Origin of the sequence: Nocardioides sp., from assembly GCF_031422975.1 — a bacterium.
Taxonomy (GTDB): Bacteria; Actinomycetota; Actinomycetes; order Propionibacteriales; family Nocardioidaceae; genus Nocardioides.
Genome location: NZ_JANPEO010000351.1, coordinates 1 through 14,083 on the forward strand (window position 1 = coordinate 1; position 14,083 = coordinate 14,083).

Below are 14,083 nucleotides of genomic sequence, written 5' to 3' on the forward strand. Positions count from 1 at the left end.
CGCCGAAGACCACGCCGACGCCCACGCCCACTCCCACGCCCACTCCCACGCCGACCGTTCCGGTGCCGACCACCACGGCGACCCCCGCTCCGGCGCCCACCACGCCGGCGCCGACCCCGACCGAGGAGCCCACGCAGTCGACGAGCAAGTGGTCGCCCAGGGCCGGCGTCCGGTTCAACGAACCGCGTGATCCCAAGCAGTCCCACAAGATCAACCGCTACATCCGCCACGCCATCGCCAACAGTCCCAAGGGTTCGCAGATCCGGTTGGTGACGTGGAACTACAGCAACGCGCTCTACGTCAACGACATCATCGCCGCCCACAAGCGCGGCGTCAGCGTGCAGATCATCATGGCCAACGGCCTGGCGCAGTCCCAGGGAGCCGGCAGCTACTACCCGCGCACCCGCGACGCGCTGGCCAAGGGCAACAAGAAGCGTTCCCCCGACATGGTCAGCTGGTTCCGCACCTGCAAGAACTCCTGCCGTGGCAAGGAGGGCATCCAGCACGGCAAGTTCTTCATGTTCTCCCAGACCGGTGGGCGCAACAACGTGGTCATGTCCACGTCGGCCAACCTCACCGACGCTGCGGCGTACGTCCAGTGGAACGACCTGCTCACGATCGTCGACCGCCCGGTGACGTGGGACAACTACACCCACATCTTCAAGCAGATGTCGCGGGACAAGCCGCTCAAGAAGGCGTTCTACACCTTCGAGGACGGCCCCTACGAGGGCTGGTTCTTCCCCAACATGGGCAAGCTGCGCAACTACAACGTGATGCGCCTGCTCGACAAGGTGAAGTGCAAGGGCGCGGTCGGTGACGCAGGAAAGAAGGGCACCACCGTCATCCGGGTCTCCCAGGCGGTCTTCAACGGCAAGATCGGCACGGCCGTGTCGGCGAAGCTCAAGGGCCTCCAGCAGCGGGGCTGCAACATCAAGCTGGTCTACGGCGTGCTCAACAACAACGCCCGCAGGAACCTCCAGGACATCCCGCGCAAGACGATCCTCGAGGACACCAACGGCGACGGGTACGTCGACCGCTACATCCACATGAAGGCGCTGACGATCTCCGGCAACTTCGACGGCAAGCGCTCCTCGCACATCGTCTACCAGGGCAGCGCCAACTGGTCGGGCATGAGCACGCTCTCCGACGAGCAGGGCTTCATCGTCCGCAGCCAGTCGCTGGAGGAGGACTACTCCGGCTTCATCAACTACCTCTTCAAGAACCCGCCGCCGCAGGGGCAGGACCTGATCAAGGAGATCGTGCTGCGGCGCCAGGCCGGGTTCGACCCCTTCGCGCAGGTCCGCCAGGAGATGGGCCTCGGCAAGATGAAGCCGGTGCTCTGAGCGGAATCTCGCGACAGCGACAACTTGAGGACGTCCGAGTGCGTCACTCACTGCAGGGGCCGGACCGGTCACGGTCTGGCCCCTGTGACAATTGTGAACTACCGTGACAGGTGTTGCTGAAGTTGCCAGTCGTTCTGCGTTGTCTATCCCGGAGGTTGCCATGAAGGCGTACATCGCCCTCATCGCCCTGTTCGCGAGCCTGCTCACCCCGCTCGCCCTGGCCGCCCCCGCGGGCGCCGGAGCGTCGAGGGCCACGCGGGCCACCGTCGAGACCCTGTCGAGCGGCGGCGAGCACGGCTGTCGCCTGCCCGGCAACGGCTCGCTCGTCTGCTGGGGGCGTGACCAGTACGGCCAGCTCGGCGACGGCAAGGTCGGCCCGGACGTGACGGTGTCTGCGCCCGTGAAGGGTGGCAACAAGTGGCGCGCCGTCTCCGCCGGCGGGGCCTCGACCTGCGGTATCAAGAACAGCGGCAAGCTCTTCTGCTGGGGCGTCAACCACCGCGGCCAGGTCGGCGACGGGAGCACCAAGGTGCGCGCCAAGCCCGTCGTGGTGGCCAAGGGCACCAAGTGGAAGAGCGTCAACGCCAGCTGGTTCAACACGTGCGGCATCACCAGCCAGGCCAAGCTCTACTGCTGGGGTGACAACGCGGGCGGCCAGCTCGGACCGGTCAAGGCCAAGCAGTCCGCCAAGCCCGTCAAGCTGCCCGGCGGCAAGTGGGCCACGGTCTCGGTCGGCAGCCGCTTCGTCTGCGGCACCAAGACCGACGGCTCCCTGTGGTGCTGGGGCGGCAACCTCTTCGGCCAGCTCGGCAACGGCTCCTTCGCAGGCAAGAACAAGCCGTCCCGCATCGGGACATCGACCACCTGGGCCGAGGTCTCGACCTCCTGGTCCCACACCTGTGCCCTCACCACGGCCGGCGCGGTCTACTGCTGGGGTCGCAACACCTACGGCGCCCTGGGCAACGGCAACGTCACCACCACCGGCACCCCGCAGCTCGTCCTCGGTGGCCGCAAGGCCGTCGACGTCACCACCTACGAGGGCGGCTCCTGCCTGCTGGACGACAAGGGCCAGGTCTGGTGCTGGGGCAACAACGCCTACGGCCTCATCGGCGACGGCAGTGCGCCGTTCACCGTGCAGCCCGCGGCCGGCCCGAGCGGCATGTCCCAGATCGAGGGCGGCTGGCGCCACGTGTGCGGCCTCACGGCCAGCGGTGTCGCGTGCTGGGGCGCCAACGACCGCGGCCAGCTCGGCAACGGCTCGTTGACCAGCAGTCCGTCGCCGACCGAGGTCGAGCCGCTGCCGGCCGCGGACCCGACGGGCGCGACCAACTTCCGGATCGCCACCGTCAACGCCCTGGGCAACGGGCACACCCGCCCCTATGCCGGTGACGACTCCTACGGGCCCGCCACCACCCGGATGGGCTGGATGGCCGACCAGCTCGACAACAGCGCCATCGACATCATGGGGCTCCAGGAGCCCAACTCCGACCAGATGTTCCACTTCCTCAAGGCTGCCCGCGGCACCTGGGACGTGTGGCCCCGGCCCGAGTCGGGCGACGACGCCGTCGAGGCCAGCCTCGCGTGGCGCACGAGTGTGTGGGAGGCCGTCGAGAAGACCACGCTGACCACCCAGTTCATCAGCAAGGAGCTGCCGCGCCCGGTCGTGAAGCTCCGGCACCGGGTGACCGGCAAGGAGATCTACGTGCTGAACGTCCACAACGCGCCCTGGGAGTACCAGTACAAGCGCGACAAGGCCACCAACGTGCAGATCGACATGATCAACCAGCTGCGCGCCACCGGGACCCCCGTCTTCTTCGTCGGGGACATGAACGAGAAGCGCACGGTGCTCTGCAAGGTGCTCTCGAAGACGGACCTCGTCAGCCCGTTCGGTGGCTCCTACGACCCGGCCACCAGACGGTGCACCAACCCGCCCAGCCGGATGCGGGTCGACTGGATCTTCGGCTCGCCGGAGGCGACGTACAGCAACTTCGAGTACACCCGGCCGCCGCTCCTGAGCATCGTCACCGACCACAACATGGCGCTGGTCGACGTGCACCTGCCCTGATCCTGCGTCGAACGGAGCCGACTCGATAGGGTCGGCCCCGGCAGCACCGCACTACCGGCCAACCGGGGCCGGCTGCGACGGTGTCGATCGCACGATGCCGACAGGCATCAGGGAAGGGGTCAGGCGTGGCTGAACGCGTCGTCCTCCACATCGGCTCGATGAAGTCGGGCACGAGCTTCATCCAGAACGTCCTGGGCAACAACCGTGACGCGCTGGCCGGGCACGGGATCTGCTTCGCCGGCGAGAAGTGGCGCGACCAGGTCGCGGCCGTGCAGGACCTGATCGCGCACGGCGGCCCCCAGCAGCCGCCACTCGATCCGGCCGGCCCGTGGCAGACGCTGGTGCGGAGCATCAACGCCACGCCCGGCACGGTCGTGGTGTCGATGGAGTTCCTCGCGCCCCGGGTCACCCGCAAGATCGAGATCATCTCGGGCGCCCTCGAGGGCCGACTGGAGGTGGTCCTGACCGGGCGCGACCTGGCCCGCAACATCGCCGCCATGTGGCTGGAGTCGGTGCAGAACGGGTCCGCGGTGACCTGGGAGGACTACCTCGACGCCGTACGCTCCGAGGACAACCAGGCACCGGTCGCGCGCAACTTCTGGAACCACCAGGGACTGGCGACGATCGCGCGCCGCTGGAGCGACGCCGTCGGCCCCGATCACTTCACGCTGATGACCGTGCCGCCCAAGGGCGCACCGAGCAACCTGCTGTGGGAGCGGTTCGCCCAGGTCCTTCACCTCGACCCGGCGGCCTTCGAGCTCAACGTCCGCGCCAACCGGTCCATCGGCCTGGCGACCGCGATGACGCTGCGCCACCTCAACGAGATCCTCGGCCGCGACGGCACCCCCGCCGCCGACCACAGGTTCTACGACCTGCTCGTCAAGCACCTCCTGACCAAACGCGGCCTGGTGTCCCGCGAGGGCGAGCCGACGCTGGGCGTCGACGAGCGCTGGGTGATCAAGCGTGGTGCCGCCGAGGTCGCCGCGCTCCGCACGCAGGGACACCGGGTCATCGGTGACCTCGACGAGCTCCTGCCGCAGCCCGTGCGCGGCGTGCACCCCAGCCAGGTGTCGGTGCAGCAACAGCTCGACGCGGCCATGGAGGGCCTGGCCCGGATGACCCAGATCGCGATGGAACGCGAGGCCAAGCACCGCCAGCGCCTGCGCCGGCGCAAGGTTCGGAGGAACCCATGAGTCTCCCCAACGTCGCCGTGATCACCATGGCCCGCGACGAGGGCACGATGCTGCGTCGCTGGGTCGAGCACTACTCCCGCGAGGTCGGCGCCGACAACCTCGTCGTGGTCGACGACAACAGCTCCGACGGCTCGACCGACGACCTGCCCTGCCCGGTCCTGCGGATCCCGCCGCTGACCAAGAAGTCCTTCGAGCCGGCCCGCATGGGACTGCTCGGCGGCCTCTCGGCCGGGCTGCTCGAGGCCTACGACGCAGCGATCTTCTGTGACGTCGACGAATTCATCGTCGCCGATCCCGACGTCCACGAGTCGTTGCGGCACTTCGTCGCCGCCCGGCCGGGTCGGCAGGCGGTCGGGGTGATGGGGCTCAACCTGGTCCACGACGTCGCCCAGGAGCCGCCGCTGATCGAGGGCGAGCCGATCCTCGGACAGCGCCGGCTGGCGAAGTTCCTGCCGCTGATGTGCAAGCCGTCGCTGAAGTGGGAGCCGGCCAACTGGGCGCTGGCCTCGCACGGCATCAGGTGCCCCTTCGAGGTCGACCCCGAGCTGTTCATGTTCCACATGAAGTTCGCCGACCGCGACCACCTCAAGGCGGTCGCCGACCACCGCCACGAGATGTTCCGCACCGACGGCCGTGCCGCCCGCACCAGCTGGGAGCGCAGCGGCGGCGACATGGTCACCCTGCTCGACGAGATCACCGCCGACATCGACCACGACAGCATCAAGCCCTTCGGTCCGCCGCTGAAGAAGCTGCCGGGCATCGTCGAGCAGAGCGGGCCCGACGTGTGGCGCGCGGTCGGCGGCGGCCAGGTCCAGGCCATGCGCAACCGCCCGTTGGTGCGCATCCCGGACCGGTTCCTCGGCCGGGTGTGACTCGTGCTCCGTGACATCCGCGTCGACGGCGACGGCCTGCGGTTCAGCGCCGCCGAGGACGTGCTGTGCAACCTGTCCTTCGACGGGCGCCGGATCTGGTCCTTCTGGTCGGTGCGCGACAGCAGTGCCGTCGACTCGGCTTCCACCCGGTCAGTCGCCTGGCCGGAGCGGCTCACCCTGCACCTCGTCGGGGTGACCCGGCTCGCCATCACCCTCGGCGACGGCACTGCGGTGTACGACGAGGAGGTCCGCTTCGGCGAGGAGGACCGCCGGCTGACCGTGGTAGGCCGCGACGGCGCCCCGCTCGGCATCGACATGTACGGCAAGCTCGTCAAGACGTTCGAGACCAAGGACGAGGGCGAGCTCGCGCCGCTGCTGGACGCGCTCGAGACGGTGCTGGGGCTGCTCCACGAACAGGGCCTGGAGGCGTTCCCCGCCTACGGCACGCTCCTCGGCGCCGTGCGCGAGGGCACGTTCCTCGGCCACGACAACGACGCCGACGTCGGCTACGTCAGCAAGCACACGCATCCGATCGACGTGATCCGCGAGTCGCACCAGGTGCAGCGCGCGCTGGAGCGCCAGGGCTACGCCACCAGCCGGCACAGCGGGGGAGCGTTCAAGATCGACGTGCCCGACGCCGACGGCTCGGTGCGCGGGCTCGACGTGTTCGGTGGGTTCTTCGCCGAGGGGCACCTCGCCCTGCTCGGCGAGATCTGGGCGCCGTACGAGCCCGAATGGATCTTCCCGCTCGGCACCGTCACGCTCGACGGCCGGTCGCTCCCGGCGCCGGCGGACCCGGAGCGTCTGCTCACCGAGACCTACGGGCCGGGCTGGCGCGTCCCCGATCCTGCGTTCCGCTACGAGAAGGACCCGGACGTCCAGCGCCGCTTCGACGAGTGGTTCCGCGGCACCCGTCTGCATCGCGCCGCCTGGGACCACCGCTACGGCCTGGCGCGACTGCTGCCGCCCTACCAGCCGCCGCACGACACCTCCCGCCACCTGCACGAGCGCGAGCATGCCGGCGCGTGGGTGCTCGACGTCGGCTGCGGCCGGGGCCGGGACGTGCGCTGGCTGGCGAAGCAGGGTCGGACGGCTGTCGGGCTCGACTACTCCGGTGTGGCGATGCAGTTCGTTGCCGCGAGGGCCGCCGAGCAGGGCTGGCCGGCCCAGCTGCGCACCATGAACCTGCTCGAGCTGCGGCACGTGCTGTCGTGGGGAGCGCTGCTGTCGTCGCGGCCAGGCCCGCGGACCGTGCTCGCGCGGCACCTCATCGACTCCACGTCGCCGTACGGCGTGGACAACTTCTGGCGGCTCGTCTCGATGGTGCTGCGCTCCGGTGAGCGTCTGCACCTGGAGTTCCTGACCGCGGAGATCCGCGATCCGCAGCGGCGGGCGTCGCTCGTGCGCGCGCTGTCACCGACCGAGGTGATGGCGGACGTCGAGCGGCGTGGTGGAGTGGTCACCGAGCGGGTCGACCTGGTCGGCCAGCCGATCGACTACGGCTACGGCGAAGAGTTGTCCCAGGGAGAGCACTGGCGGTCCTGCCGCCTGGAGGTGGAATGGCGATGAGGTTTTCCAGCAACGATCTCGAGGCTCGCGTCGACGACCTGGAGGCACAGGTCGCCGCGCTGACGGCGCGGGTCCAGGAGGGGGCGGTGCTGCACCAGAGGTTCGCCGAGCTCCTCGACATCGTCACCGAGCTGTTGCCGGGGGCCGACGCCGCGAAGCTCCAGCAGTACGTTGACGAGCTGGGCTCCTAGGCCGTGGCCGGTCGCGTGTTCGTCCACATCGGGCTCCCGAAGACCGGGACGTCCTATCTCCAGGCCATCGCGTGGCCCGGCCGGGCGCAGCTGCGCGACTCCGGCCTGTTGCTGCCCGGTGCGCGCAAGAGCGACCACCTCTTCGCATCCATGATCGTGCGCGACGACCCGGGCGTCACCCGCCGCGGCGCCGGCGCCTCCGAGGCCTGGAGCCGAATCAGAGCGGATGTCGCGGCCTTCGAGGGCGACGCGCTGATCAGCCACGAGTTCTTCTGCGCGGCGTCGGCCGATCAGGCGCAGCGCATGGTCGCGCAGCTCGTGCCGGCCGAGGTGCACGTGATTCTCACCAGCCGCGACCCGCTGGGGCTGCTGACCAGCAGCTGGCAGGAGTCATTGAAGAACAAGGCGACCACGCCGCTGTCCGACTACGGGCGGACCGAGAGCGACGACCCCCGCGATGTGTGGGACTGGCGGTCCCTGGACCTCGGGCTGGTCCTCGACCGCTGGTCGCCAGCGGTGCCGCCCGAGCGGCTGCACCTGATCGCCCCGCCTGCGACCGGCGCACCGCGCGATGAGCTGTGGGAGCGGTTCTGCACCGTGCTGGGGATCGCGTCCGACACCTGTGACACGACCCGCGGCTTCGCCAACGCCTCGATGGGCGTGGCGGAGGCCGAGACGTTGCGCCGGATCAACGAGCGGCTCAAGGGCTTCAACACCGCCCGGGCGCGTGGAGTGTGGCTCCGGTCGTTCCTGGCCGACGAGCGCCTCGTGCCGCGGCGGGGCGAGCGGTTCCTGCCGGCGTCCGACCAGGTCGAGGACGCCCGCCTCCGCGGAGCGCGCGCGGTGGCGAAGATCCGCGCTGCGGCGTACGACGTGATCGGTGACGTGGACCTGCTGCTCGTGCCGGACGACCTGCCCCAGCGGAGGCATCCGGAGTCGGTCACCGACACCGAGGTGGCCGACGTGGCGCTTGATCTCGTCGCCACGCTGCTCGGCGACCTGCAGCGCCGCAGTGAGCGCACGAGCGCGCCCGCGGACCCACCGACTCGGCTCGCCCGGTTGCGCCAGGCCATCAAGGGCGTGTGACAACTCTCATGCGGATCGCCGGGTTCCTGCGTGGTGGAGCCGCATAAACTCACCGCGCGTAGCAGCCAGAGCTTTTCGTAGCGAGCATCGAGTGAAGGGACGCCCCATGGGTCGCCTGTGCCAGACCGACGGACTCTCCGAGGACCAGACCGAGATCCTCAAGGCGGTCCGCCAGTTCGTCGACGAGAAGATCATTCCCGTCGCCACCGAGCTCGAGCACGCCGATGAATATCCGCAGGAGATCGTGGACGGGCTCAAGGAGCTCGGCATCTTCGGCCTGATGATCCCCGAGGAGTACGACGGTCTCGGCGAGTCGCTGCTCACCTACGCGCTGTGCGTCGAGGAGATCGCGCGCGGCTGGATGAGCGTCTCGGGCGTCATCAACACGCACTTCATCGTGGCCTACCTGCTGATGCAGCACGGCACCGAGGAGCAGAAGCAGAAGTACCTGCCGAGGATGGCGACCGGCGAGGTCCGCGGCGCGTTCTCGATGTCCGAGCCGTCGCTCGGCTCCGACGTGTCGGCCATCTCGACCAAGGCGGTCAAGGACGGTGACGACTACGTCATCAACGGCCAGAAGATGTGGCTGACCAACGGTGCCACGTCCACGTTGATCGCGGTGCTGGTCAAGACCGACGAGGGTGCCGACTCGGTCTACAAGAACATGACGACCTTCCTGGTGGAGAAGGAGCCAGGCTTCGGCGAGACCGCGCCCGGCCTGACCATCCCCGGCAAGATCGACAAGATGGGCTACAAGGGAGTCGAGACCACCGAGGCCATCTTCGAGAACCACCGCATCGGCGCCGACCAGATCCTCGGCGGCGAGCCCGGCAAGGGCTTCTACCAGATGATGGACGGCGTCGAGGTCGGCCGCGTCAACGTCGCCGCCCGCGCGTGTGGCATCGCCAACCGCGCCTTCGAGCTCGGCATCGCCTACTCCCAGCAGCGCGAGACCTTCGGCAAGCCGATCGCCGAGCACCAGGCCGTGCTGTTCCGCCTCGCCGAGATGGCGACCAAGGTTGAGACCGCGCACACGATGATGGTCCGGGCCGCACGGACCAAGGACCAGGGCGAGCGCAACGACGTCGAGGCCGGCATGGCCAAGATGCTCGCCTCCGAATACTGCAACGAGGTCGTCGAGGCGTCGTTCCGCATCCACGGCGGCTACGGCTACTCCAAGGAGTACGAGATCGAGCGGCTCTACCGCGAGTCTGCGTTCATGCTGATCGGCGAGGGCACCTCCGACATCCAGAAGATGATCATCGGCCGCAGCGTCCTCAAGGACTACAAGCTCAAGGGCTGACGCGTCTCGATAGGGTGGCGCGCATGTCGCGCCGCCTCGTGCTCCACGTCGGAGCCATGAAGTCGGGCACCTCGTTCATCCAGTCGCGGCTGTTCGCCAACAAGCGGATGCTGCTCGACGAACGAGGCATCCTGGTGCCCGGGCTGAACTGGCTCTCGCAGGTGATGGCGGCCAGCGACGTCCTCGGCTCGGGCGAGGCGCAGTGGGCCAAGATGGCCGGCAAGGTGCAGGCGCACGAGGGCACGTCGGTGATCTCGATGGAGTACCTCGGCCCGGTGCGCGCGCTCGTGGCACAGCGCGTGCTCGACACGTTCCCCTCACACTCCGTCGAGGTCGTGATCACCGCCCGCGACCTGAACCGGTCGATCGCCGCGATGTGGCAGGAGACGGTGCAGAACGGCCGCACCTGGACCTTCGCCGACTACCTCGCCGGGATCGAGGCCTGGCGGCCCGGGCACCGCGACTCCATCGATCCGCCCGAGGCCGGGCGCACTTTCTGGCGGCAGCAGAACCTCGTGCGGATCGCGCGGACGTGGGGCGAGCTGGGTGCGCCCGTCTCGGTCGTGACCGTTCCTCCGCCGGGGGCTCCTCGTGAGCTGTTGTGGGAACGCTTCTGCCAGGTTCTCGCTACGCCGCCCGCTGGCTTCGCTCCGGCACGCATGGACAACGAGTCGGTCGGCGCGGCGTCGACCCTGGTGATCCGTCGGCTGAACGAGCTGCTCAATTCGGAGGGCCTCGTGTTTCCCGCGGGGACGGACCTCCGCAAGGGCGTGCTGGCCAAGCAGGTCCTCGCCGCCCGCAAGTCCTCCGAGCCCGCGATCGGGCTGCCCGTGGCGCCGTGGGTCCGTGCCCACGCTGCCCACATGGTCTCTGCTCTGACCGAGCTGGACGTCTCGCTGGTGGGGTCGTGGGACGACCTGACGCCGGTCGACGTGCCGGGAGTCGATCCGGCGACCATCGACTCCGCACAGCTCCTTGATGCCGCCATGGCCGGCCTCGCCGGGGTGCTGGCCGAGCAGATCCGACCGTCATCGTGAGCATCGATCCGGATCTTGTCCCGATCGTCGATCGATCGCTCGCCCCGCGCGGTCCCTCGATGCTGCTCCAGGTCGTGCGTGAGCTGGACCTGCCGCCCGACTCGGTGGCACTCGACGTCGGCTGCGGATCGGGGACGCACGCGTTCCGGCTGGCGACTCACTTCGGTCTCCAGGTGCTCGGCATCGACCCGGTGCAGCGCAACCTCGACCTCGCTCGCGAGGCCCGTCGCGACGAGCCGGAGGAGATCGCGTCCCGGGTCACGTTCGGCCGGGGGAGTGCGTGCGACCTGCCGGCCGCGGACTCCTCGGCCGACCTGGTGTGGTGCCGCGACGTGCTCGTCCACGTCTCCTCGCTGGACGATGCGTACGCCGAGTTCGCGCGCGTCCTGCGACCCGGCGGTCGGGCCGTGATCCACCAGCTCGTCGCGACTCCGCTGCTGGCAGCCGCTGAGGCGGCGTGGCTGTTCCGGGCGCTGGGACTGGTCGCCTCCTCCATGGATCCGGCCGCGACCGACGCCGCCGTCCTGCGAGCGGGCCTGCGCGTCGACGCCTCGCTGGACCTCGGGTCCGAGTGGGGCGAGCACGACGAGGAGGAGTCCGGCCGCGCCGGCCGGGCGCTGCTCCGCGCCGCTCGGCTCCAGCGGGAGCCGGACCACTATCGGGCGGCGATGGGCGCTGCGGCGTACGACGTGACGCTGGCGGACTCGCTCTGGCAGGTCTACCGGATGCTCGGGAAGTTGTCCGGTCGGATCCTGGTGCTGACGCGCCCGTGACTCGACTGATCCATCTCAACGGGCCGCCCGGCATCGGCAAGTCCACCCTGGCCCGGCGCTACGTGGAGGATCACGTCGGTGTCCTCAACTGCGACATCGACGTGCTCCGGACGTTGATCGGCGGCTGGGAGACGGACTTTCCGGGCGCAGGTTCGCTCATCCGCCCGGCAGCGCTGGCGATGATCGGCGCCTACCTCGCCGAGGGCCATGACGTCGTGCTGCCGCAGATGCTCGTCGACCCGCGTCAAGTGGCCCTGTTCGCGGGCTGCGCGACCGACGTCGGGGCGGAGTTCGTGGAGCGCTTCTTGATGGATTCGCCTGCCTCGTCGGTCGCCCGGTTCGCGCGCCGCGGTGCTGGTCAGGCAGCTGACCCGTGGCATGACCGGGTGCGGGCGATCGTCGAAGCCGATGGAGGCGAGGCGGAGCTGCGCCGATGCCACGCCGGGCTCGAGCGTCTGCTCCTGGAGCGCCCGGGTGCGGTGGCGATCGTGAGCGTGGAAGGCCAGGTCGACCGGGCCTACGAGAGCTTGCTGGCGTCGCTGAACTGACCGAGGCGGCGGCGCTGCCCAGACGTCAGGGCCGCCGGTGTCGGAGCAGATACCTGCCGCTGACAACGACCGCCGCCAACAGGGCCGCCAGGGAGATCGTCCCCTGAGCTTGGCTGGAGGGGTCTGCCATCAGGTCGAGAAGTCACAGCACCCCGACTCCGACCAGCATCACGACGACGAGCAGCGCCAACGTCGTCGCGATCGTGACGGTCTGCGCGTCGAGCTCGACCTGGCTCTTCATGTACGTCCGTGACTGCGACTGCGTCGGTCGACTGACTCCGCTCGTCGTCCACGCCCTGTTGGAGACGGCAGAACGAGCAGTCGTAGCCGGGCGGCTCGTTGAGTCCACACAGGCGCATTGTGTCCCGGAGGTCGCCTGTAGACGTGCCTGTGACCCCGCAGCGCCTCGGTCTGCGGGGTGTGGGGCGGTGTGGCTACTGGTCTGGTGGGTGACCGGTGGGATCAGCTGGCGCCGCGGGGCCGAGTGGTTGTGATCCGGTGTGGTCGCGGAGGTACTGGTGTCCGTGGGGGCTGGTCCAGACGAAGGCACCTGGCTGAGTCATGCGGTATCGCCATCGGCCCTTGGTCTTGAGGCGGTGATGTCGTCGGCAGAGGGGTGCGAGGTTGTCGGTCGCAGTGGTTCCACCGCGGTCGGGGTGCTGGTGGTCGTAGGCGATGACGTGGTCGAGGTCGCCGCGTCTGGCGTTGCGACCACACCAGGGGAAGACACAGGTGCGGTCGCGGGCGGTGACGTGGTCGCGGATCCGGTCGGTGGGTGTGTAGCCGGCGGTCTCCAGGCGCTGCCTCAGGTCGATGACCGGCTTCACGACCACGCTCACGTCGTCGCGGCCGCACCAGGCGCGGATCTGCTCGGCGGTCAGGACGCGGGTGCCGGCTTGTTCGAGGTACCCGGTCAGGCACTCATCACTGTCCGCCGGGTCGTGGTGTGCGATGGCATCCGCGGAGAGGTGGGCGTGGAGCACGATCTGGGTGGTCGCCGGTGTGGGTTTCGAGGAGGCTGACTCGTCGTCCTCGAAGCCGAAGGCGAGCTGGTGGCGGGCGAGGTCGCCGAGGGCGGTGGCCCGTCGGCCGTCGAGGGTGTCGTCGGAGCCGAGGGCAGCCAACCGCGCGGCGCCGGCCGACACGGCTTCGGCCAGGCCCAGGGCGTCGGGGATCTCGAGGTCGGCCTCGAGGTGCATGGTGCCGTCGAAGGAGACCTGGTCGGTGCCGAAGGTGACGTGGCGTCGGTCCTGCGCGTCTTCGACTTCCTTGGCCAAGTCGTCGGGCATGTGCCGGGCGCGGGCGTGGTCGACGAGCCGGATCAGCTGGGAGGGGGTGAGGCGGTTGGCGCACCACGCGGCCTGTTCGTCCACGAACGCGGCTGCCTGGGGGGTGAGGGCGACGGTGGTCTGCGCGATGGCGCGGGCCCGCCAGGGGGTGACCTCGCCGGCCAGGATCCCGGCCCACAGGTGGCGGAGGCGGTAGCGGAGCTCGATCACATCGGTGAGGTAGGACCCGACGGCATCGCAGGTCAGGCCGAGCATGGTCGCAGCATCGGGGATGCAGAACTCGTCAATGACCGGTGACCCTTCCCCGGCGAGGGTCTTCGGGGATTGGAAGCACGCGTCGGGGCAGTGCGGGTCGAGGACGGGGTGCAGGGCGACCCAGTGGGCGGCCAACCTTATAGACCGGATCTCGGAATCGCGACGCTCGTCCTGCTCGGCCCGCAGCGCAGCCAGCACTCCGGCCGGGGTGTCCGGCAGGGTGTCGATGCTGCTGCGGATGGTCGATTCCATGAGTCAAGCCAAGCAGGGACCACCGACATTCAGGCCCCGGATTCGGTCGTTCTCGGGGGTCTGGGGAAAGAAGTTCAGAAACTTCTTCGGAGCTCGTCGAAGGCATGGTGCGGGCCCTTGATTTCGACGAGCTCGCTGCTAAAGCGGCAGTTCCAGGTCTCTCAACCCTCGAGCGAAAGTGATCGGCCAGCCGAGGCCGGGGCGGAACCGTTCCCAGCCGTTACCGAAGGGCGGGTCCCACTCGGCGATGAGGGCTTCCACCTCGGCACGGTCCGCTTCGATGCCCGTCGCGGTGCTCGCGTCGAAG

Annotated in this window: 12 protein-coding genes; 11 read left to right on the forward strand and 1 reads right to left on the reverse strand. The window is 69.3% G+C overall.

The window, feature by feature from the left end:
- The 11 genes from RMO85_RS10595 to RMO85_RS10645 all read left to right on the forward strand — a co-directional run.
- The coding region (locus tag RMO85_RS10595; protein ID WP_310528693.1) for a phospholipase D-like domain-containing protein at positions 1 to 1,343 on the forward strand (1,343 nt) is incomplete at its 5' end.
- 160 nt (positions 1,344 to 1,503) lie between these two features.
- Positions 1,504 to 3,408, forward strand: coding sequence for an endonuclease/exonuclease/phosphatase family protein (locus RMO85_RS10600; RefSeq protein WP_310528694.1), 1,905 nt, complete (start codon positions 1,504 to 1,506; stop codon positions 3,406 to 3,408).
- A 125-nt stretch (positions 3,409 to 3,533) separates the two neighbouring features.
- Complete coding sequence (locus RMO85_RS10605) at positions 3,534 to 4,601, forward strand: hypothetical protein (protein WP_310528695.1); 1,068 nt, start codon at positions 3,534 to 3,536, stop codon at positions 4,599 to 4,601.
- Complete coding sequence (locus RMO85_RS10610) at positions 4,598 to 5,473, forward strand: glycosyltransferase family 2 protein (protein WP_310528696.1); 876 nt, start codon at positions 4,598 to 4,600, stop codon at positions 5,471 to 5,473. The genes RMO85_RS10605 and RMO85_RS10610 overlap by 4 nt, the downstream gene beginning before the upstream one ends.
- Positions 5,474 to 5,476: 3 nt before the next feature.
- Positions 5,477 to 7,042: a class I SAM-dependent methyltransferase gene (locus RMO85_RS10615; protein WP_310528697.1), complete on the forward strand. Its 1,566-nt coding sequence runs from the start codon at positions 5,477 to 5,479 to the stop codon at positions 7,040 to 7,042.
- Positions 7,039 to 7,233: a DUF6752 domain-containing protein gene (locus tag RMO85_RS10620; protein ID WP_310528698.1), complete on the forward strand. Its 195-nt coding sequence runs from the start codon at positions 7,039 to 7,041 to the stop codon at positions 7,231 to 7,233. Before RMO85_RS10615 ends, RMO85_RS10620 begins: the two co-directional genes overlap by 4 nt.
- A 3-nt stretch (positions 7,234 to 7,236) precedes the next feature.
- A complete protein-coding gene (locus tag RMO85_RS10625) occupies positions 7,237 to 8,319 on the forward strand; it encodes a hypothetical protein (RefSeq protein ID WP_310528699.1) in 1,083 nt (360 codons plus the stop codon).
- 106 nt (positions 8,320 to 8,425) lie between these two features.
- On the forward strand, positions 8,426 to 9,622 hold the full coding sequence (locus RMO85_RS10630) for an acyl-CoA dehydrogenase family protein (RefSeq protein ID WP_310528700.1): 1,197 nt from the start codon (positions 8,426 to 8,428) through the stop codon (positions 9,620 to 9,622).
- Positions 9,623 to 9,645: 23 nt separating this feature from the next.
- Positions 9,646 to 10,659, forward strand: a complete 1,014-nt coding sequence (locus RMO85_RS10635; protein ID WP_310528701.1) for a hypothetical protein — start codon at positions 9,646 to 9,648, stop codon at positions 10,657 to 10,659.
- Positions 10,656 to 11,432 carry a class I SAM-dependent methyltransferase gene (locus RMO85_RS10640; RefSeq protein WP_310528702.1) on the forward strand — a complete coding sequence of 259 codons (777 nt, stop codon included), beginning with the start codon at positions 10,656 to 10,658 and terminating at the stop codon, positions 11,430 to 11,432. Before RMO85_RS10635 ends, RMO85_RS10640 begins: the two co-directional genes overlap by 4 nt.
- Complete coding sequence (locus RMO85_RS10645; RefSeq protein ID WP_310528703.1) at positions 11,429 to 11,980, forward strand: AAA family ATPase; 552 nt, start codon at positions 11,429 to 11,431, stop codon at positions 11,978 to 11,980. The genes RMO85_RS10640 and RMO85_RS10645 overlap by 4 nt, the downstream gene beginning before the upstream one ends.
- 434 nt (positions 11,981 to 12,414) lie before the next feature.
- Here RMO85_RS10645 and RMO85_RS10650 read toward each other — a convergent pair whose 3' ends face one another.
- Complete coding sequence (locus RMO85_RS10650) at positions 12,415 to 13,776, reverse strand: HNH endonuclease (RefSeq protein ID WP_310528704.1); 1,362 nt, start codon at positions 13,774 to 13,776, stop codon at positions 12,415 to 12,417.
- Positions 13,777 to 14,083: the final 307 nt, after the last annotated feature.